The following is a 20,136-nucleotide window of genomic DNA, read 5'->3' on the forward strand; positions in this document are numbered from 1 at the left end:
ACATGTCGGAGCCGGAACTGGTCTGGAACGTGGAGGCCGAGCTGGGCGAAGGCCCGGTCTGGGATGCTCCGCGCCGCGCCGTCTGGTTCGTCGACATCAAGGGTCGGAAACTTCATCGTTACAGCGTCGATGACGATGCAAAAGCATCCTGGGACACGCCCGAGCAGACGGGTTTCGCCCTGCCTGCCAAGGACGGCTCGCTGGTCTGTGGCGTGCGGGGCGGCCTGCACCGGTTCGATCCGGAGAGCGGTCAGTTCGATCTCATTGTCCGGGTCGAGGAGGATCGTCCCCAAAACCGTCTGAACGACGGCTTCGTCGCCCCGGACGGATCGCTGTGGTTCGGGTCGATGGACGACACCGAGGCGACGGTCTCGGGCGCCCTCTATCGCTTTCACGACGGCAAGGTCGAGCGCCACGACGACGGGTATCGCGTCACCAACGGTCCGGCGATGAGCCCCGACGGGCGCACCCTCTATCACCACGACACGACGACACGACGCATCTTCGCCTTCGACCATGTGGACGGCGTGCTGACCAACAAGCGGCTGTTCGCCGAGACCACGGACGGGTTCGCGGACGGGCCCAGCGTCGATGCCGAGGGCGTGCTGCACGTCGGCCTGTTCAACGGCTGGGGCGTCGCGCGTTTTTCGCCGAGCGGCGAGCGAATCGGGACGATCCGGTTTCCGGTCCAGACGGTGACCAAGGCCGCCTTCGGGGGTGACGACCTGCGCGACCTGTATTGCACCACCGCCTGGCTGAACAACGTCGACAAGCGAACAGAGCAACCGGGTCTGGGTGGTCTGTTCCGCGTCCGGGTCGATACGCCGGGCCTGCCCCAGCATCGGGTGCGGCTGTGATCACGCTGGAGCGGGGCGACTGGGCGCTGTCGGTCCGGCCCGAGATCGGGGCTGCGATCACGCGACTGACCTGGCGCGGCCAGGACATCCTTCGGCCCGCGCCGGAGGGTGCAGCAGGGCCGCTGGAGACGGGAAGCTTTCCCTTGGTTCCCTATGCCAACCGGATCGATCGCGGCGCGTTCGTCTTCGAGCGTCGCGACGTCACCCTGCCCCCAACGCCCGGTTTCAAGCCCCATGCCCTGCACGGTGTCGGCTGGCTGAAGCCGTGGAGCGTGCAGGGAAGCGGCACCGATTTCGTCGACCTGGCCCTGTCGGCAGGGGCGAGCCCCGACTGGCCCTGGGCCTGGACCGCCTCCCACAGCTTTCGCCTCGATGCGGACGGACTGGAGATGAGCCTTGCGATCACCAACGCGGATCGGGACCCGATGCCTGCGGGTCTGGGCCTGCATCCCTATTTCGTCGTGGGACCCGGAACCGTGCTGACCGCACCCGCCGCACGCGTCTGGGCGAACGGCACCGACGGGATTCCCGAAGCGCTGATCCCGGCCGCCAGGGTCATGGACTGGTCCGGGGGCGCGACCGTGACCGTGGCTCCCTTCGTGGACAACGCCTATGCCGACTGGAGCGGGCAAGCCCGGCTGGTTCACCGCGATCACCAGGTGCGCGTGACCGCCTCCGTCAATGCCCACTGGCTGCAGATCTATGCGCCGAATGACTCCGGCTTCGTCTGCATCGAGCCGGTCACCCATCGCCCGAACGCCCACAACGCCCCCGCCGATGAGGACACCGGCCTCAAGGTCCTGACGTCGGGCCAGACCCTGTCCATGTCGATGCGGATCGACGCCGCCCCAATCGGAGACCGCTCATGATCGCCCGCTGCTGGATGCTGGTCGTGATCGCCCTGACCGCCGCCCTGGCCTCGCCCGTCCTGGCCCAGACGGCCGTGTGGAACGGCGAGATCGTGGAACGGGACCCCGCCTGGTATGCAACGGCCGAGGCGCGGGCCATCGCCGACAGCGTCGTCGCCCACCAGTCGCCGGAAGGCGGCTGGCCCAAGAACACCTCGCTGGCCGTGCCGCCCGACGTCGTGCCCGTGGACGAGCGTTCGAAGAACACATTCGACAACGACGGCACCACCCTGCCGATGGCCTTCCTGGCACGGGTGATCGCGGCCGGACAGCGCCCGGCCGATCGCGCGGCATTCGACCGGGGTCTGGATTACACCCTGGCGGCCCAGTCTCCGAGCGGCGGCTGGCCCCAGTTCTATCCGCTGCGGCCGGGCTACTACACGCACATCACCTACAATGACGACGCCATGGTGAGGATCATGGTCCTGCTGGATGAGATCGCGGACGGATCCGGTCCCTATGGGTTCGTCGATGCCGACCGTCGCGCGCGGGCGGGCGCAGCCGTGGCCAGGGGCGTCCAGACGATCCTGGCCACCCAGGTCCGCCAGAACGGCGTCCTGACCGTCTGGTGCGCACAGCATGACGAAAACACGCTCGAACCCGCCTGGGCCCGCGCGTTTGAACCGCCGTCCCTGTCGGGCAGCGAGAGCGTCGGCATCACGCGCTTCCTGATGTCGATCCCGGACCCCTCGCCCGCCGTCATCGCCGCGGTGGAGGGGGCCATCGGCTGGTTCAGGGCCAGCGCCATCCACGGTATACGCCTGCAACCCGTCACCGCCCCCGACGGTGAACCGGACCTGCAAGTGGTCGCAGATCCGCAGGCTCCGCCGCTCTGGGCGCGGTTCTACGACCTTGAGACGAACCGTCCGATCTTCCTCGGCCGCGACAGCGTGGTGCATTACGAACTCTCGCAGATCGAACGCGAGCGCCGCATGGGCTACCGCTACTACGGCGACCGGCCGGCCGCCCTGCTGCGCGACGACTATCCAGCGTGGCGACGCCGCATCGGCCTGTCCTGATCCTGCTCGACCCGCAACAGGCCGCTCGCGGACGGTTGCCCCGGTATGCCTTCAGCCGGCGTCCTTCTCCGCCTCGACGCGCCTGTAGCCTGCGTCGATGACGGCGAGCATGGCGGTGGCGGCGGCCGACGCGTCCCCGGACTCGATATGGTCCACGATCCGTTCGTGCAGATCGACGGTCTCGCGATGCAGGACGGAGCTTCTGGTCGGCGGGCTGAGGGTGAAGGCCTCGAGCAGGGCTGTCTCGATGACGCTGGCCAGGGACCGCATCAGCGGATTGCCGGACGCCGCAGCGATCCGCAGATGCAGGTTCAGATCCGCCTGGGCGAACCCGTGTTCCGACTGCTGCTCGCGTCGCATGGCCTCCACAGCCGCCCGCATTCCGGCCAGGTCGTCCACGCCGCGATGCCGGGCCGCCAGAGCCGCCGCGGCCGGTTCCAGCGCGCGCCGGACCTCCGCCAGATGTCGACGGAACCGGGCGTCCATGCCGTTCGCCACCTGCCAGGCCAGAACTTCGCTGTCGAACAGGTTCCACCGCAGGGGATCGGTGACCTTGGTCCCGACCCGGGTCTTCACGACCAGAAACCCTTTGGCCGAAAGCGTCTTGAGCGCTTCCCGCAGGGCGGTTCTCGACACCCCGAAACGGTTCAACAGATCGGCTTCGCCGGGCAACTTGTCTCCCGGCGCGATGCGGCCGGCCAGGATATCCTGGCCCAGCGAGCGAACGATCTGATCGTGGCTCGATACCGTCTTGCCCGGACCGCGCGCGCTGGCCGACTGGCTGGTGAGAGGAAGGGCGGCCGTCATGGATTCCGCTTTATACGGTCCCCCCGCGTCCGCAAAGCGGACCGCGCCGGGTGACCCCGGCCCAAAAAGTCTGGCGACCGGTCAAGATCATTTATATGATGATATTATTTGCGGGCCCACCGTTCGATATCGAAAGCGGGGATGCTCCGGCGGATGCGCACGATGATCTCTCCACCCCGACGACCGCTTCGCTCCCGCGCCTGGTTCGACAATCCCGACAACCCCGACATGACGGCGCTCTATCTCGAGCGCTATCTGAACTACGGCCTGACGCTGGACGAACTGCGCTCGGGCAAGCCGATCATCGGCATCGCCCAGACGGGGTCGGACCTCGCGCCCTGCAACCGCCATCACATCGAACTGGCCAGGCGGGTTCGCGAAGGCATCCGCGAGGCGGGCGGTATCGCCATGGAGTTTCCGGTCCACCCGATCCAGGAAACCGGCAAGCGGCCGACGGCAGGCCTCGACCGCAACCTCGCCTACATGGGTCTGGTCGAGTTGCTGTACGGCTATCCGCTGGATGGCGTGGTCCTGACCATCGGCTGCGACAAGACCACGCCCGCCTGCCTGATGGCCGCGGCGACCGTCGACATTCCCGCCATCGCCCTGTCGGTCGGACCTATGCTGAACGGCTGGCTGAAAGGCGAGCGGATCGGTTCGGGCACCATCATCTGGAAGGCTCGCGAGATGATGGCGGCCGGAGAGCTGGACTATGAAGGCTTCATCGACCTGGTCGCCACCTCGGCCCCCTCGGTCGGTTACTGCAACACCATGGGCACGGCCTCGACCATGAACAGCCTGGCCGAAGCCCTGGGCATGTCCCTGCCCGGCTCGGCCGCCATCCCGGCCCCCTACCGCGAGCGGCCCCAGGTCGCCTATCTGACCGGCAAGCGCATCGTCGAGATGGTGCACGAGGACCTGAAGCCCTCCGACATCCTGACCGCCGACGCCTTCCACAACGCCATCGTGGTCAACTCGGCCATCGGCGGATCGACCAATGCGCCGGTCCATATCACCGCCCTGGCCAGGCATTCCGGCGTCGACCTGCCGATCGGGGACTGGCAGACCCACGGCCACGCGGTGCCTCTTCTGGTCAACCTCCAGCCCGCCGGCAAATACCTGGGTGAGGACTTCCATCAGGCCGGGGGCGTGCCCGCCGTCATCGCCCAGCTGATGAGCCAAGGCCTGATCCGCGAGGAGGCCATGACGGTCAACGGCCGGACGATCGGCGACAACTGCAGGGGTGCCGATATCCTGCTGCCCGACGTCATCCGCACGATGGACGATCCGCTGGTCGAGGACGCCGGCTTCCTGGTCCTGACCGGCAACCTGTTCGACAGCGCCATCATGAAGACCAGCGTCATCGCCGCCGAGTTCCGCGAGCGCTACCTGTCCAACCCCGCTGACCCGAACGCCTTTGAAGGCCCCGCCGTCGTCTTCGACGGACCCGAGGATTACCACCACCGCATCGACGATCCGGCGACCGGCATCTCAGAGCGCAGCATCCTGTTCATGCGCGGGGCCGGGCCGATCGGCTATCCGGGGGCGGCCGAGGTGGTGAACATGCGCCCGCCCGCGCACCTGATCCGGGAAGGCGTCCACGCCCTGGCCTGTATCGGCGACGGACGGCAGTCCGGGACGTCAGGCTCGCCGTCGATCCTCAATGCGTCTCCCGAGGCGGCGGCGGGTGGAAATCTGGCGCTCCTGCGGACCGGCGATCCCGTTCGGGTCGATCTGAACACCTGCCGTGTCGATGTCCTGATCCCTGACGCAGAACTGGCGGAACGACGCATGGCGCTCGAAGCGGAGGGTGGCTTCCAGGTGCCCCCCTCCCAGACCCCCTGGCAGGAGATGCAGCGCGCCACAGTCGGACAGTTGAGCACCGGAGCCGTGCTGGAGCCCGCACTCAAATACCACCGCATCATCGACCGCTTCGGCAATCCCCGCGACAACCACTGATCGACCGTTCGCGAACCGTCCACGAAGACGCGATCGCCCGTTCCATATGCCGCTTGACTCTCCCGGCCCGTCGGGTGGCATATAGAACAAATGAAGAACATTGAGGACAAGGAGCGACGACTGGTCGCCCTGAGAGCGGGGCTGGCCAGGCTGGACCGGTCGCGGCCCGGCCGTGCCCGCGCGGGGCTTTCATCGGGCGATCAGGGCCTGCTGGACAGGCTGGACCCCCGCGCCGTTCACGACCTTTATGCCGGTACACCCGCCGATGCCGTGGCGCTGAACGCCTTCGGGCTGGGGCTGGCCGTCAGGGCGGCGGGCGGGCGACCGATCGTCTGGGCCATCCACCGCCTGGTGGAGACCGAGACCGGCACACCGCATGGACCGGGCCTGCATGAAATGGGGGTTCGGCCAAAGGATGTGCTTCTGGTCCGCGCCAGTGACATCCAGACCCTGCTGGCCGTGGGCGAGGAGGCCTTGCGCAGCCCGGCGGTCGGGGCGGTGCTTCTGAGCGCCTGGGGCGAGGCCAGGGCCATGACCCTGACCGCCAGCCGGCGTCTGTCACTGGCCGCGCAGGCGGGAACCGCGACCCTGTTCCTGGCGCGGGCCGGCGCGGTCCCGGCCCCCAGCGCGGCCCTGACACGGTGGTCCGTGGGCGCGGCCCCCTCCACTCCCCTCGAAGCCGGAGCGCCGGGCCGACCGTCTTTTTCCGCGACCCTGCTGCGTCACCGCGGTGGGGTCGAACCCCGCACGTGGATCATGGAGTGGGACCGTGAACGCCGGGCCTTCCTCGAACGGTCGCCGGTATCTGGCACTGTGGTTCCCCTGGCTGCCGAGCGAACGCCTGCAACGTGGAGAACAGGCGAAAGCCGCGTCGCCTGACGCCGCCGATCTCCGACCGGTCGTCATGGTCGAGAAGGTCAAGGGCGCGCTGCGGCTGACGGCGATCGATCCGGCCGCGTCCCGGCTGGGCCTGTCCCCCGGCATGACCCTGGCCGATGCGCGGGCACGGACACCCGAGCTGCGTACCGTCGCCGACGACCCGGATGCCGATGCCACCCTGTTGCGGCGGGTGCTGAAGGACTTCGGGCGGTTCACCCCCCTGATCGCCCTGGACCCGCCCCACGGCCTGATGCTGGACGTAACCGGCTGCGCCCATCTGTTCGGCGATGAGGCCGGATTGATCCGCTCGGTCCGGCGACGCACCACAGGGGTCGGACTGAGCCTTCGCTGGGCCATGGCCGACACGCCCCAGTCGGCCCGGGCCCTGGCGCGGTTCGGCCACGGCGGCCTGTTCGCCGGACAGGAGGCCCGCGCCGCCGTCCGTCGCCTGTCGGTCGCCGCGCTGGAACTGGGCGGGTCCGACGAACGCGCCCTGCGCCGCGCGGGACTGAAACGTCTGTCCGATCTGGACGACCGCCCCCGCGCGCCGATGGCCGCCCGGTTCGGGACCGACTTTCCCGCCCGTCTGGCGAGGGTGCTGGGCGACGAGGATGTGCGCATAACACCGCATCGCCCGGTCCCCGCCTGCGTCGTCGATCGCATCCTGGTCGAGCCCATCGTGACCCAGGACGATGTGGAGCGGGTGTTCCAGGACCTGGTGGCCGACGCCGTCGACCAGCTGGACCAGAGGGGCCATGGCGGTCGCGCCTTCGAGGTCTTCTTCTACCGCCTGGATGGCCATGTCCGCCGCGTCTCGATCCGCACCGGCCAGCCGAGCCGCGATCCCGCAGCCCTGCAGCGCCTGTTCAGGGAACGTCTGGGGGCGCTGGCCCATCCGCTGGATCCGGGTTTCGGCTTCGACCAGATTCGTCTGGCGGTGCCCTGGACCGAACCCGTCGCCCCGACACAGGACAGCATGGAGGGCGAGCGGCCCGGCACCGAACAGGTCGGACACCTGATCGACCGGCTGGCGGCGCGGCTGGGCCCCGGGTCCGTGCTGTGCTTCCAGCCCTTCGGCTCGCACATGCCCGAACGGGCGTCGCGCCTGCTCCCCTCCGGGATGGCCGGACCCGAAGCCGAATGGCCAGAGCCCGACCCCGACGATCCGCCGTTGCGCCCCTTGCAGATGTTCGACCCGCCCCAGCCGGTCGAGACCCTGGCCGAGGTGCCCGACGGCTCGCCCCTGCGCTTTCGCTGGCGGCGGGTGCTGCACCAGGTCGTCCGGTCAGAGGGCCCCGAGCGCATCGCCGGCGAATGGTGGCGCGCCCCCGACCAGCGCACCCGCGACTACTACCGGGTCGAGGACAGCGAGGGCCGTCGCTTCTGGCTGTTCCGCCAGGGTCTGTACGGCCAGACGCCGGAACCCCGCTGGTTCATCCACGGCCTGTTCGCGTGAGCAGTCCCGATCCCCCCGGCGACTATGCCGAACTGGCGACGGCCAGCAATTTCTCGTTCCTGAGGGGAGCGTCGCATCCCAAGGAGCTGGTGGCGACGGCGATCCTGCGCGGCCATTCCGGCCTGGGCCTGGCGGATCGCAACACCGTGGCCGGGGTCGTCCGGGCCTGGAGCGCCCTGAAGGCCCTGCGCGAGGACGGACTGTCGCCACCCGACGTGATGCGCGACGGATCGGGCCCCGGCGAGGTCACCTATGTCGAGGACCCTGCCAACGACCCGGCCCTGTCGGAAGAGGTCCGGCGACGCGCCGCCCGCTTCAGGCTGGCGACCGGTGCGCGCCTGGTCTTCAACGACGGGACGCCCGACATCGTCGCCTATCCCGGGTCCCGCGCCGGATGGGGACGGCTGACCCGCCTGCTGACCCTGGGCAATCGTCGGGCCATCAAGGGGCAGTGCGAGATTGGCCTGCGGGACCTGCTGGCCGCCCCGGAAGACCTGCTGCTGATCGTCATGCCGGACCGGCGGCTGGATCGGCTGGCGTCCGTTCTGGATCAGGTCGGGGCGGCAGCCCCCGGATCGACCTGGCTGGGAGCCGTCATGGGGCGGGGCGGCGACGACCGCCGTCGTCTGGCTCGCCTGAAGGCCCTGGCCGAAAGGGCCAGCCTTCCCCTGCTGGCCGTCAACGACGTGCTGTATCACGACGCGGAACAGCGCGACCTGCAGGACGTCGTCACCTGCATCCGCGAAGGCATGACCATCGAGACGGCCGGGCGTCTGCTGAACGCCAATGCCGAGCGGCACCTGAAATCACCGACGGAGATGACGCGTCTGTTTCGTGATGCGCCCGAGGCCGTGGCCCAGACCCAGGCGTTTCTGGCGCGCGTCGGGTTCGACCTGGAACAGCTGCGCTATCAATACCCCGAGGAACCCATCCCTCCCGGCTGGGAGGCCCAGGCCTGGCTGGAGGACCTGACCTGGAAACATGCGGACCGTCGCTATCCCGACGGTGTGCCCGGGAAGGTCCGCGATCTGCTGGTCAAGGAACTGGTCTTCATCAGGAAGGCCGCCTTCGCTCCCTATTTTTTGACCATCTACGACATCGTACGGGTGGCACGGGACAAGGGCATCCTGTGCCAGGGCCGTGGTTCGGCGGCCAACTCGGCGGTCTGTTACGTGCTGGGCATCACCTCTGTGAACCCGATGGAATCCGACCTTCTGTTCGAGCGCTTTCTGTCAGAGGACCGGGGCGAGCCGCCCGACATCGATGTGGATTTCGAGCACGAGCGGCGCGAGGAGATCATTCAGCACATCTACGACCGCTATGGCCGTCACCGCGCGGGGATCGCCGCCACCGTCATCCGCTATCGACCCAAGAGCGCCATCCGCGAGGTCGGAAAGGTCCTGGGCCTGACCGAGGACGTGACCGCCCGCCTGGCCGGCAGCCAGTGGGGCAGCTGGGGCTCGGAGATGAGCGAACGCCACGTCGAACAGGCGGGGCTGGACGCCGCCAACCCCATGATCCGGCGCGCGGTCGCCATGGCCATGCGGCTGCTGAACCACCCGCGCCACCTGTCCCAGCACGTCGGCGGCTTCATCCTGACCCAGGACCGGCTGGACGAGATGGTGCCGATCGGCAACGCGGCCATGCCCGACCGCACCTTCATCGAATGGGACAAGGACGACATCGACGAGCTTCGCCTGATGAAGGTCGATGTGCTGGCGTTGGGCATGCTGACCTGCATCCGGAAGGCCTTCGACCTGATGCGCGAACACAGCGGGGTGGATCACGACCTGGCGTCGGTCCCGCAGGACGATCCGGCGGTCTACGACATGCTCTGCCGGGGCGATTCCATCGGTGTTTTTCAGGTGGAGAGCCGGGCCCAGATCAACATGCTGCCCCGCCTGAAGCCGCGCAGGCTCTATGATCTGGTCATCCAGGTCGCCATCGTCCGGCCCGGCCCGATCCAGGGCGACATGGTCCACCCCTATCTGCGGCGTCGCAACGGGCTGGAGGAGCCGGACTATTCCCGGCCGGGGCCGGACTATCCTGCGGACGAGCTGAAGGTCGTGCTGCAAAAGACCCTGGGTGTGCCGCTGTTCCAGGAACAGGCCATGAAGGTCGCCATGGTCGCGGCCGAGTTCACCGACAAGGAGGCCAACGGCCTGCGCAAGGCCATGGGCACCTTCCGGGGCGACGGCACCCTGCACACCTATGAGCACCGGATGGTCGGCCGCATGATCGAACGGGGCTACGACCCCGCCTTCGCCCGGCGCTGCTTCGATCAGATCAAGGGGTTCGGATCCTATGGATTTCCCGAAAGCCACGCCGCGTCCTTCGCCCTGCTGGTCTACATCTCGTCCTGGATCAAGCACCACCACCCGGCTGCCTTCGCCTGCGCCCTGCTGAACAGCCAGCCGATGGGCTTCTACGCCCCCGCCCAGATCGTGCGTGACGCGCAGGAGCACGGCGTCGAGACGCGGCCGATCGACGTCTCGTACAGCCTTTGGGACAACAGCCTGGAAGGACCGGCCGGTCGTCCGGCCCTGCGGCTGGGATTTCGCCAGATCGACGGCTTTCGAGAGGACTGGGCGACGGCCCTGGTCGCGGCGCGCGATCCGGCCATCACCGATCTGGAGACCCTGGCGCGGCGCGGGGGCCTGCCGGGTGCCGCGATCCGCAAGCTGGCCGACGCCGACGCCTTCCGGTCCATGGGCCTGGACCGGCGCGAGGCGCTGTGGGCGGCGCGGCGACTGCCCGACGACGACGCCCTGCCCCTGTTCGCAGCGGCCGAGGCGCGCGAGCGCGGGGCCCGCGAGCTGGGGGTCGAGCCTGACGCGCAGCTGCCGTCGATGCGACTGGGCGAGCATGTCGCGGCCGACTACCAGACCTTCCGCCTGTCGCTGAAGGCCCACCCCATGGCCATCCTGCGTCCCGTCTTCGCGGCCGGGCGGGTGGTGACCTGTGCCGACACCCTGGCCCGGCGCGGCGGATCGACGGTGCGGGTCGCGGGCGTCGTTCTGGTGCGCCAGCGCCCCGGCAAGGGCAACGCCATCTTCGTCACCCTGGAGGACGAGACCGGCATCGCCAACGTCGTCCTGTGGGCCCGGATGTTCGAACAGTTCCGCCGCGAGGTCATGGGGGCCCGCCTGATGGAGGTCGAGGGTGTGCTGGAGAAAAGCCCGGAGGGCGTGGTCCACGTCGTGGCGCGGCGTGTCATCGACCGGTCCGCCGAACTGGCCCGCCTGTCCGAGGATCACGAGGTGGACATCCAGCTGTCGCGCGCCGACGAGATCGTCCGCCCCCAGCCCCAGCGCCACCCGACCGGCCGTCACCCGCGCGATGTCCGCGTCCTGCCCAACTCCAGGGACTTTTACTGAGCAGTCGCCCTCAAGCGCGCGAATCGATATCGTGAAGCATGATCTTGCCTGAGCTCACGCCCCTCGCCGCCCTTCGCCTGAACCAGGACGACGACGTCGCCGTCTGCGTCCGCGCGCTGGAGGCCGGCGAGACCGTACTGGACAGCATCGTCGCCAACGAGACGATCCCGGCCGGACACAAGGTAGCCCTGCGCGACATGGCCCCCGGAACACCGGTCCGGAAATATGGTCAGGTCATCGGCGCGACGACGGCGGCCGTGCGGACCGGCGACTGGGTCCACGTCCACAATCTCGGCATGGGCGAGGTCACGATGCGCGTCGGGGCCCATGACGCGAATCCCGCGACTGTCACGGCCCCGGTGAATCGCACCTTCGAGGGATATCTCCGCGCGGACGGCCGGATCGGCACCCGCAACTATCTGGCCGTCGTCACCTCGGTGAACTGTTCGGCCATGGTGGCCCGCAGGATCGCGCGCGAGGTCGAGTCGCGGCTGGGCGACGGCTTTCCCAACATCGACGGCGTCGTGGCCGTGACCCATGGCTCGGGCTGCGCAATGGAGTCCTCCGGAGAGGCGATGGACGTCCTGCGCCGCACCCTGGCAGGCTATGCGCAACACCCCAATGTCGCGGGCGTGCTGATGCTGGGTCTGGGGTGCGAGACCAACCAGCTGTCCGGCCTGACCGAGGCGGAAGGCCTGGCATCCGGCGACACCCTGTCGGCGATGACCATCCAGGGCGAGGGCGGGACATCCGCTACCATCGCGGCCGGTATCGAGCGCCTGATGGCGATGGCGGAGGCGGCCAATAGCCTGACCCGAACGCCTCAACCGCTGTCCGGTCTGGTCGTCGGCCTGCAGTGCGGAGGCTCGGACGGCTATTCCGGCGTGACGGCCAATCCGGCCCTGGGTCACGCCGTCGACCTGCTGGTCGCACAGGGCGGCACCGCGATCCTGAGCGAGACGCCCGAAATCTATGGCGCGGAACATCTGCTGACGCGCCGCGCGGCGGATGCCTCCGTGACCGAGCGGCTGATGGGGCGCATCGGCTGGTGGGAACGCCACGTCGCTGCGACCGGCGGGTCGATGGACAACAACCCCTCGGCCGGGAACAAGGCCGGCGGGCTGACGACCATTCTGGAGAAATCTCTGGGAGCCGTAGCCAAGGCGGGGTCGTCGCCGTTGAACGCCGTCTACGGCTATGCCGAGCCGGTGACCGCGCCCGGCCTCGTCTTCATGGACACCCCCGGATACGACCCCGTCTCGGCCACGGGCCAGATCGCGGGCGGGGCCAATCTGATCTGTTTCACGACGGGGCGAGGGTCGGTGTTCGGCGCCAAGCCCGCACCCAGCCTGAAGCTGGCGACCAATACGGCCATGTACCGGCGGATGGCCGACGACATGGATCTGGACTGCGGAGAGATCCTGTCGGCGGGGGTTTCGATTCCCGAGATGGGCGAGCGCATCCTGGACTTGATGATCCGCACGGCCTCGGGCGCGCCGTCCCGGAGCGAGGCCCTGGGCTTCGGCGAGGACGAGATTCAGCCGTGGCGGATCGGCGCGATCATGTGATGGCGAGAATGCGGCTTGCCCCGTCCCGCTCCCTGCTCCTAGTCTGGGATCGATCCGGGTCGCGCGGATGACGGGAGTGGCATGATCTTGAACCCGCTTTTCGCGCTCGTACTGGCGGGTTTCCTCAACGTCCCCCAGGCCGCGCAGACGCCGCCGATCTTCCATCCCGGCGCGCCGGGCGCGGCGTCACGGACGATCACGGCGGCGCAGGCGGTGGAACTCAGCCGGACCAGCTTCACCACAGGCGACGTCCAGTTCCTGCAGCATATGCTGGTCCACCACGCCCAGGCGGTGGAGATGGTAGAGCTGCTGCAGGCACAGGGGTCCAGCCTGCAGATCAAGCGGCTGGGCCAGCGCATCGCCCTGAGCCAGCAGGCCGAGATGGAGCTGATGCGCAACTGGCTGACCGATCGCGGGCAGCCGCTGGCCATGGCCGACATGCATGCCGGACATATGGCAGGCATGAACCACGCCATGCCGATGACGGCCGCGGGCGATACTGCGCTAATGCCCGGCATGCTGACGCCCAATCAGATGCAGGCGCTGGCCGCCGCCCGGGGCCAGGCTTTCGACCGCCTGTTCCTGCAAGGGATGATCCAGCACCACCAGGGCGCGCTCGACATGGTCGACAGCCTGATGGCCCAGCCGGATGCGGCCCAGGATCCCATGCTGTCCGACTTCACCAACTCGGTCGTCGCGGATCAGTCTGCCGAAATCCTGCGCATGCAGTCCATTCTGTCTGAACTCTGAACCCCGATACTCGAAGGAAACGGCCATGACCCTGCGTAGACCCCTGCTTTCCTCCGCCGCCGCCCTGGCCCTGTTCGTGAGCGCGGCACCGGCCCTGGCCCAGATCCAGACCCTGGTGCCCGATGCCCGCACGACCCTGTCGCCAGGTCTGCGCGACGCCGGTGAAGCGGCCTCGGGCCTCGAGCTGGAACACGCCGTCGCCCCGCCGCCGGGCTTCTTCGATCCCGAGGCTCTGTTCGCCCCGAGCCCGCGTCCGGCAGCCGGAACGACGCCCGCCCCGGCCGGCGACGGCCCGCCCGCCCGGCCGCGCTTCAGCCCGCTGGCCCTGTCAAACAGCGACATGGCGATGTCGAACGGTCGTCTATTTGTCGGCAACTTCAACGGCTTCAACGCCTATGACGTAACCGGCGAAGGCGAGCCCAAACTGATCCTGTCGGTCGTCTGCCCCGGCGGTCAGGGCGACCTGTCGATCCACGGCAATCTGCTGTTCATGTCGGTCGAACAGAACCGCGCCCGTCTGGACTGCGGCACCTCGGATGCCGTGGGCGAGGTCAACGCCGAGCGCTTCCGCGGCATCCGCATCTTCGACATCAGCGACATCTCCAACCCGCGCCAGATCGCGGCGGTCCAGACGTGCCGGGGTTCGCACACCCACACCCTGGTGCCGGATCCCCGCGACCGGAACGTGCTCTATATCTACAACTCGGGTACCGCAGACGTGCGACCGACCGCAGAACTGTCGTCCTGCAGCGGCGGCGCACCAAGCACCAATGCTGACACGGCCCTGTTTTCCATCGACGTCATCAAGGTGCCGCTGGATCATCCGGAAGACGCCACGATCGTGAACCGGCCCCGCATCTTCGCCGACCGCACCACCGGGGCGATCGCCGGCCTGTGGGGTGGCGGCGCGTCGGGCGTCGCCAGCCAGCGCACTGCCCAGACCGACCAGTGCCACGACATCACCGTCTATCCGGCCATCAACCGCGCGGCCGGGGCCTGCAGCGGCAACGGTCTCCTGCTGGACATTTCCGATCCCGAGAACCCGACGCGGATCTCCGAGATGTTCGATCCGGACATGGCCTACTGGCACTCGGCGACCTTCAGCAACGCCGGCGACAAGGTCGTCTTCACAGACGAATGGGGCGGTGGCATCGGCGCGCGCTGCACGGCGGACTCGCCCGCCAACTGGGGTGCTGACCTGGTCGCGACTATTGAGGACGACAAACTGAAGGGCCAGACCTTCCACAAGCTCCCTGCACCGCAGGGTGCGACCGAGAATTGCGTCGCCCATAACGGCTCCCTGATTCCGGTGCCCGGTCGCGACCTGATGGTCCAGGCCTGGTACCAAGGGGGCATCTCCATCATGGACTTCACCGACCCGATGAAGCCCATCGAGATCGCCTTTTTCGACCGGGGTCCGATCGAGGCGGAGCGGCTGGTGGTCGGCGGTGACTGGTCGGCCTACTGGATGAACGGCCGCATCTACGCCAGCGAGATCGCGCGCGGTCTGGACGTGCTGAAACTTGTGCCCGGCGAGTATCTGTCGGCGGCCGAGATCGCTGCGGCCGAGGCCGTCAGCGACGACGTCATCAACCCGCAGACCCAGGAAAAGGTCGCGTGGGCCGACAGTCCCGACGTCGCCACCGCCTACCTCGACCAGCTCGCGCGCGTTCCGGCCGCAGCGCCCGTGACCATCGACAGTTCGATCAAGGACCTGCTGGCCAACCCGCAGGGACGGGCCATCCTGGACAAACACATTCCTCCCCTGTCTTCGGCTCCGTTCCTGCCACAGATCGAGGCGATGACACTGGCCCAGATCGCACCGCTTTCCGACGGCCGCATCACACCCGAGATCATGGCATCGATCGAGGCCGACCTGAGCGCCGCATCGGCAAACGACACAGCGGCCCTCCTCGTCCAGGCCAGAGCGGCCGTGGATCAGTGGCGCGCTGGTGCGCGGGCGAACCGCCAGGCCGCCACGGCCCTGGCCACGAGGCTTACGGCGGCGGCAGAAACGGAAGCAGGTGCCAGCAAGGCGCGGCTGCTGGCGCTGGCCGGCATCTTCCAGCGGCGCGCGGGTTGAGCCGACCCGTCCCGCGACCGGCATCGGTCGCGGGACGGGGTCAGTCGCGGATCAGGTGCGGAACGAAGCGCGAGCGGTTGCTGGTGATCCGGCCCGCATCTTCGCGCAGACCGATACCGGCCGGTTGATGACCCACGACCCAGCTGCCGACAATGACATGACGGCCATCGAATACAGGCGCTTCATGCACGGCCTGCAGGATCGCCCGGCCGCTATAGCCGCCGTCCAGACCACTCTCGGTGCGGCCCGCCTCGACGATGTCGATGTTGGCCCCCTCGCGGGAGAACAGCGGCTTTCGGACATGCGCCGCTGACAGGGCCGATGCCTTCGCATCGTCCTCGAAATACGACTCCAGCAGGTTGGGATGGCCGCCATGCCGCTCCCACAGCAGGGGCAGGATGCCCTTGTTGGAGAGGATCGATTTCCAGGCGGGTTCCAGCACGGTGACCTCCGCCGTCGGCAGGGGCTCGGCATAGTCGTCGCGCAGCATCTGTTCCCAGGGATAGAGCTTGAACATCGCCTGGATCAGCCAGTTCTGCTCGTCCACGAACCGACCGTCGGCATTCAGCCCGATGTCGCCGATGGCCACGAACTTCGGGTCCAGCCCGGCCTGTCTGGCCAGGTCCTCGAGGAAGCGTACGGTCTGGCGATCCTCCACGAAGTCCGGGTCGGATGCGAAATGCACGAATCCGCCCATCGGGAAGATGGCCCGGAACCGGGCGATCAACGCCTCGTGCAGGCTGTTGAACTGATCCGAGGCAGCCGGGATCGAGCCGTCCGCGATCCGCTCCTCCAGCCACAGCCACTGGAACACCGCGCTCTCATAGACCGAGGTCGGCGTGTCGGCGTTGTACTCGTACAGCCTGGCTGGTCCGCGTCCGTCGTAGGCGAAGTCAAACCGGCCATAGAGCGACGGGTCGCCCCGCTTCCAGCTGTCGGCGACGTAATCGCGTAGCTTTTCCGGAATCTCCAGCAGCTCCATCAGCCGCTCGGACTTCACCGTCTCGTCGACGAGATCCAGGCACATCTGATGCAGTTCGGCGGTCGGAGCCTCCAGCCCGTCCTCGATCTCGACCAGCGAGAATTCATACGCTGTCGCGTCGTCCCAGTAGGGCTCGCCCGAGTCGTGGTGCCAGGTGAACCCCAGCCCTTCGGCCCGGGTCTGCCAGTCGGGACGTTCGGGAAGCGTGATGCGTTTCATGGTGTCGGGCGGTCAGCCCGGCTCCTTCTCGCCCGGCGTCGACTGCCCGATGCGCGGCGTGACGACCGTCACCTCGGCCTGGGTCAGACGGGCCAGCACGTCATCCGCCGACGAATGGCCCGGCAGGATTCCCGCCTCCTTCAGCTTGGCGTCGAGGTCGGCACCCGTGCGCTTGTCCTCGAACTCCTGACCGACGCGAAGGCGTTCTTCCTGCACCGCCTGGCGCTGCTTGATGCGCTGGAGGCTGTCGGCGGCCGAACCGATGCGGGACTGGGCACCGGCAGATTGCAGCGCGACGGAGGTCTGGGCCCGCTGGACGCTCTCGTTGACCTTCACGATGTCGATCTCGCGACGCAGGGTCTCGATCTTCTGGTCGGTCGAGGCGATGGCAGTGCGCAGGCGCGCCTCGGCCTGTTTCATGTTCTCGATCACCGGCTCGCGCGTGGCGATCTCCGATTCCAGCTCGGCGATACGTCCGGCGACTTCGCGGGCCAGATCGGTCTTGCCCTGGCCCAGGGCGGCGCGGGTCGAGCTTTCGTATTTGACGATCTGGTCGCGGAACGAGGCCATTTCGCTTTCCGCCATGCGGCGGCGCGCGACCAGACCGGCGAGGTCATCGCGGGCCTTGCCCTGGGAGGTATCGGCGTCGCGGATCTCCTGGTCGAGGATCTTCAGGGCGTTCTGGTCGACGACGGACTGGGCCGCATCATGGGCGGTGCCGCGGAACAGGGCGGAGAGTTTGGTGAGCATGGACATGTCGGTGTTTCCGGTTCAGGCGGCTTGGCCAAAGGTTTCGCGCAGGGCCGTCGCGTCGATGGCGTTCTCGGCCAAGGTGCGCAGCTCGATCAGGATCGTCTGCAGCGTGGTCTTTGAGGCCAGCTCGCCCATCAGCTCATAGACGTCCTGATCGCCAACCGTGGTGATGGCGAAGTTGGACAGGGGCACGACGCGCTGGGCCTTCAGCAGGAATTCGTTGAAGCGGGCGGTGTCCGACTGTTCCGAGACCGGCCACAGCAGGACCGAGACCACGATCTGCGAGCCCCCGACGCTGAGATAGATCGGCAAATCCCCGTATTCGTGCATGGTGACCAGCAGGACGGGATCAGCCCCCTCCAGCACCCGGGCGGTCAGCTCGCCCTCGCGCACCAGGGCTGAGTCTTCCAGCGCCGCCTTGATGGTCGGCACGGTCCAGGCGGTTTCGATGACGGCGTCCATATGAGGCTCGGCTCCGGTTGTTGGTCTTGAGGTGGGGCGTTGGCGGCGCGGTGCAAGCGCAGGTCCGCGTGTGGAATCTGTAATGATGGCGTGCACTGCGGCGCGGACATCGTCGCGGCACCCTTGGGGAACCCAGAACTCCAGCTTCACCATGCCCGCGTCGCGCCGCGCCTGTCGCCAGGCGCGAATGCGGTCGGTGCCCGGACTGGCAGAAATGGTCTCAGGAGTCGCCATGTTTCATGTAACGCGTAACATGAACGCTTGACGTTCTGCAAGCGAGGTGCGAATTCCGGTTATGGCCCCAGCCTTCCTGACCGATGGGATCTCGCGTAAAGACACGCCCATGTTCAAGCGTCTCTTCGGCGGACAGCCTGCTGCGGAACCCGCCAATCGATTGGCGGTCGTTCGCAACATGACCGTGGGACGGACCGTGTCGCTGGATCCGCTGGCCTGGCGTCGGCTGCAGCCCGAGACGGTCTTCAACCTGGACACCGACGCGCTGGAGATCACTGCCCAGGGCACGATCGCCCTGGATAGCGGCCAGCATGTCCACCGCTTCTACACCGACGACCACGTCATGCTTCAGGCCATGAGCGACGACGCCACGGGGGCCGAGGCCTATGATTTCAGCCTGTTCATTCCCTGGACCAGCGCCTATCCCCCCGGTCCGCGCGAGCGCCGGAAATGGACCGACCGGCTGAGCGAGCCCGTGTTCGACGGCACAGCCGAGGACCTTCCCTCCTACCCCCGCTTCTGGTTCTCCGAGAGCGACGCCCGCCAGCCGCCCGTGACCCTGTGGGAGACGATCTGGGACAGCCGCACGGCGACCGTCCCCTATGCCCGCATCTTCCAGACCTGCATGCTGTATGCGCGGGACCTGGCTGGCGGGCGCGAGTTGATGCTGGCGCTGGAGATGGAACCGGAAAAGGCTCCCGGAAAATCCGCGGACATCAGCCACGAGATCATGATCGGCATCCCCCTCGAGATGGCCGAATTCACCGCCTAGGAAACCCATACAATGTTCGACTGGTTCGCCTTCCAGACCGGGGCCACGGCCTTCATCATCGCTTTCGTGGCGGCGATCGCCTTCTTCTCGGCCTTCAAATTCATCTACCAGATCGTCACGCCCTATCATGAGCGCGACCTGATCCGGCAGGGCAATACGGCGGCCGCCGTCGGCCTGGGTGGTGCCCTGGTCGGCTATGTCCTGCCCCTGGCCTCGGCCCTGTCGCACACGGTCAGCCTGCCGGAGTTCGCGGCCTGGGCCCTGCTGGCCGGCGTGATCCAGATCCTTTCCTTCCTGGTGGTCAGCCGCGTGCTCTACAAGGCCCTGGCCAGCCGGATCGAGGCCGGAGAAATGGCCGCGGGTGTCTATCTGGCCTCTATTTCCATCTGCGTCGGCTTGCTGAACGCCGCCTGCATGACGACCTGAGTGCGACCATGACCGACGCCCGAACCCCCGCCGAGACCACCACCATGCGCCGACTGAAGCGGTCGCGCACCCTGCAGGTCACCAGCCTGATGGCCACAGCCAGCTTCTCGCTCGCCGCCTGTGGCGCACCCCAGGTCGCCGCCCCGCCGCCCGAACCGACCCTGGCCTATACCTCGCTGGACGAGTGCAAGGCCGCCAACGACATCTCAGATACCGAATGCGACGCGGGATATGCCAATGCCGCCAAACAGGCCGAGCAGACCGCGCCCCGTTATGCCACCCGCGAGGAGTGCGAAGGTCAGTGGGGCCCGGAACAGTGCCGCCAGAACGGCTCGGGCGGATCGTTCTTCACGCCCCTGCTGACCGGCTTCGTCATCGGCCAGATGCTGAACGGCGGTGGTTATCGCGGTGGCGGAGCGCTGTATCGCGACCGCGAGGGCAATTATCAGAACGGCTATGGCGGCGGCTATCTCGGCCGCGACTACCGCACCGGCCGCCAGATCGCCAATGGCCGCGACTATGGCACCGACGTGGCCCGCCAGGCCCCGACACGCGTCCAGAGCCGCACGACGGTCGTCTCGCGCGGCGGCTTCGGCGGAGGCGGGCGCGGCTTCGGGGGCTGACC

Annotated in this window: 17 protein-coding genes; 13 read left to right on the plus strand and 4 right to left on the minus strand. The window is 68.0% G+C overall.

Annotation, left to right across the window (positions count from 1 at the left end):
- Positions 1-2: 2 nt before the first annotated feature.
- The 3 genes from O3139_RS13525 to pelA are packed head-to-tail and all read left to right on the plus strand — an operon-like array spanning position 3 to position 2,784.
- Positions 3-857, plus strand: a complete 855-nt coding sequence (locus tag O3139_RS13525) for an SMP-30/gluconolactonase/LRE family protein (protein WP_269514601.1) — start codon at positions 3-5, stop codon at positions 855-857.
- Positions 854-1,726, plus strand: coding sequence for an aldose 1-epimerase (locus O3139_RS13530; RefSeq protein WP_269514603.1), 873 nt, complete (start codon positions 854-856; stop codon positions 1,724-1,726). The genes O3139_RS13525 and O3139_RS13530 overlap by 4 nt, the downstream gene beginning before the upstream one ends.
- On the plus strand, positions 1,723-2,784 hold the full coding sequence (gene pelA / locus O3139_RS13535) for a pectate lyase (protein ID WP_269514605.1): 1,062 nt from the start codon (positions 1,723-1,725) through the stop codon (positions 2,782-2,784). The genes O3139_RS13530 and pelA overlap by 4 nt, the downstream gene beginning before the upstream one ends.
- 51 nt (positions 2,785-2,835) lie before the next feature.
- Here the strand turns inward: pelA and O3139_RS13540 are convergent, their stop codons facing one another.
- Positions 2,836-3,591: a FadR/GntR family transcriptional regulator gene (locus tag O3139_RS13540; protein WP_269514607.1), complete on the minus strand. Its 756-nt coding sequence runs from the start codon at positions 3,589-3,591 to the stop codon at positions 2,836-2,838.
- 162 nt (positions 3,592-3,753) lie between these two features.
- On the opposite strand from O3139_RS13540, the gene O3139_RS13545 reads away from it, so the two are divergent.
- The 7 genes from O3139_RS13545 (at position 3,754) to O3139_RS13575 (ending at position 15,663) form a co-directional block, all read left to right on the plus strand.
- Positions 3,754-5,550 (plus strand): IlvD/Edd family dehydratase, encoded by a 1,797-nt coding sequence (locus O3139_RS13545; protein WP_420022324.1) that lies wholly within the window; start codon positions 3,754-3,756, stop codon positions 5,548-5,550.
- A gap of 90 nt (positions 5,551-5,640) precedes the next feature.
- Complete coding sequence (locus O3139_RS13550; RefSeq protein WP_269514610.1) at positions 5,641-6,429, plus strand: ImuA family protein; 789 nt, start codon at positions 5,641-5,643, stop codon at positions 6,427-6,429.
- A gap of 25 nt (positions 6,430-6,454) precedes the next feature.
- Entirely contained in the window at positions 6,455-7,885 is a 1,431-nt protein-coding gene (locus tag O3139_RS13555) for a Y-family DNA polymerase (RefSeq protein ID WP_269514612.1), read from the plus strand.
- A complete protein-coding gene (locus O3139_RS13560; RefSeq protein ID WP_269514614.1) occupies positions 7,882-11,262 on the plus strand; it encodes an error-prone DNA polymerase in 3,381 nt (1,126 codons plus the stop codon). Before O3139_RS13555 ends, O3139_RS13560 begins: the two co-directional genes overlap by 4 nt.
- A 38-nt stretch (positions 11,263-11,300) precedes the next feature.
- A complete protein-coding gene (locus O3139_RS13565; RefSeq protein ID WP_269514615.1) occupies positions 11,301-12,830 on the plus strand; it encodes a UxaA family hydrolase in 1,530 nt (509 codons plus the stop codon).
- Positions 12,831-12,917: 87 nt separating this feature from the next.
- Entirely contained in the window at positions 12,918-13,580 is a 663-nt protein-coding gene (locus O3139_RS13570; RefSeq protein WP_269514617.1) for a DUF305 domain-containing protein, read from the plus strand.
- Positions 13,581-13,605: 25 nt separating this feature from the next.
- A complete protein-coding gene (locus O3139_RS13575) occupies positions 13,606-15,663 on the plus strand; it encodes an LVIVD repeat-containing protein (RefSeq protein ID WP_269514619.1) in 2,058 nt (685 codons plus the stop codon).
- A 40-nt stretch (positions 15,664-15,703) separates the two neighbouring features.
- Here the strand turns inward: O3139_RS13575 and O3139_RS13580 are convergent, their stop codons facing one another.
- Genes O3139_RS13580 through O3139_RS13590 form a run of 3 tightly spaced genes read right to left on the minus strand, consistent with a single transcriptional unit; the run spans position 15,704 to position 18,079 of the window.
- Positions 15,704-16,864, minus strand: coding sequence for a glutathionylspermidine synthase family protein (locus O3139_RS13580; protein WP_269514620.1), 1,161 nt, complete (start codon positions 16,862-16,864; stop codon positions 15,704-15,706).
- A gap of 12 nt (positions 16,865-16,876) precedes the next feature.
- A complete protein-coding gene (locus tag O3139_RS13585) occupies positions 16,877-17,620 on the minus strand; it encodes a PspA/IM30 family protein (RefSeq protein ID WP_209322550.1) in 744 nt (247 codons plus the stop codon).
- Between the two features lie 15 nt (positions 17,621-17,635).
- Complete coding sequence (locus tag O3139_RS13590; RefSeq protein WP_269514621.1) at positions 17,636-18,079, minus strand: YjfI family protein; 444 nt, start codon at positions 18,077-18,079, stop codon at positions 17,636-17,638.
- 343 nt (positions 18,080-18,422) lie between these two features.
- On the opposite strand from O3139_RS13590, the gene O3139_RS13595 reads away from it, so the two are divergent.
- From O3139_RS13595 to O3139_RS13605, 3 genes are read left to right on the plus strand one after another with little or no spacing between them, the layout of a single operon-like run.
- Positions 18,423-19,085 carry a YjfK family protein gene (locus O3139_RS13595; protein ID WP_269514622.1) on the plus strand — a complete coding sequence of 221 codons (663 nt, stop codon included), beginning with the start codon at positions 18,423-18,425 and terminating at the stop codon, positions 19,083-19,085.
- Positions 19,086-19,097: 12 nt separating this feature from the next.
- Positions 19,098-19,511 (plus strand): DUF350 domain-containing protein, encoded by a 414-nt coding sequence (locus tag O3139_RS13600; RefSeq protein WP_269514623.1) that lies wholly within the window; start codon positions 19,098-19,100, stop codon positions 19,509-19,511.
- A gap of 8 nt (positions 19,512-19,519) precedes the next feature.
- Complete coding sequence (locus O3139_RS13605; RefSeq protein ID WP_269514624.1) at positions 19,520-20,134, plus strand: DUF1190 domain-containing protein; 615 nt, start codon at positions 19,520-19,522, stop codon at positions 20,132-20,134.
- Positions 20,135-20,136 lie beyond the last annotated feature (2 nt).

It is taken from the genome of Brevundimonas subvibrioides, assembly GCF_027271155.1.
Classification (GTDB): domain Bacteria; phylum Pseudomonadota; class Alphaproteobacteria; order Caulobacterales; family Caulobacteraceae; genus Brevundimonas; species Brevundimonas subvibrioides_D.

What these genes read in the sequence shown, in the direction of transcription:
- O3139_RS13595 (WP_269514622.1), top strand. Translation starts at nt 18,423, where the DNA reads ATGTTCAAGCGTCTCTTCGGCGGACAGCCTGCTGCGGAACCCGCCAAT.
- O3139_RS13585 (WP_209322550.1), bottom strand. Translation starts at nt 17,620, where the DNA reads ATGTCCATGCTCACCAAACTCTCCGCCCTGTTCCGCGGCACCGCCCAT.
- O3139_RS13550 (WP_269514610.1), top strand. Translation starts at nt 5,641, where the DNA reads ATGAAGAACATTGAGGACAAGGAGCGACGACTGGTCGCCCTGAGAGCG.
- O3139_RS13525 (WP_269514601.1), top strand. Translation starts at nt 3, where the DNA reads ATGTCGGAGCCGGAACTGGTCTGGAACGTGGAGGCCGAGCTGGGCGAA.
- O3139_RS13600 (WP_269514623.1), top strand. Translation starts at nt 19,098, where the DNA reads ATGTTCGACTGGTTCGCCTTCCAGACCGGGGCCACGGCCTTCATCATC.
- O3139_RS13540 (WP_269514607.1), bottom strand. Translation starts at nt 3,591, where the DNA reads ATGACGGCCGCCCTTCCTCTCACCAGCCAGTCGGCCAGCGCGCGCGGT.
- O3139_RS13590 (WP_269514621.1), bottom strand. Translation starts at nt 18,079, where the DNA reads ATGGACGCCGTCATCGAAACCGCCTGGACCGTGCCGACCATCAAGGCG.
- O3139_RS13575 (WP_269514619.1), top strand. Translation starts at nt 13,606, where the DNA reads ATGACCCTGCGTAGACCCCTGCTTTCCTCCGCCGCCGCCCTGGCCCTG.
- O3139_RS13580 (WP_269514620.1), bottom strand. Translation starts at nt 16,864, where the DNA reads ATGAAACGCATCACGCTTCCCGAACGTCCCGACTGGCAGACCCGGGCC.
- O3139_RS13565 (WP_269514615.1), top strand. Translation starts at nt 11,301, where the DNA reads ATGATCTTGCCTGAGCTCACGCCCCTCGCCGCCCTTCGCCTGAACCAG.
- O3139_RS13605 (WP_269514624.1), top strand. Translation starts at nt 19,520, where the DNA reads ATGACCGACGCCCGAACCCCCGCCGAGACCACCACCATGCGCCGACTG.
- O3139_RS13555 (WP_269514612.1), top strand. Translation starts at nt 6,455, where the DNA reads ATGGTCGAGAAGGTCAAGGGCGCGCTGCGGCTGACGGCGATCGATCCG.
- pelA (WP_269514605.1), top strand. Translation starts at nt 1,723, where the DNA reads ATGATCGCCCGCTGCTGGATGCTGGTCGTGATCGCCCTGACCGCCGCC.
- O3139_RS13545 (WP_420022324.1), top strand. Translation starts at nt 3,754, where the DNA reads ATGATCTCTCCACCCCGACGACCGCTTCGCTCCCGCGCCTGGTTCGAC.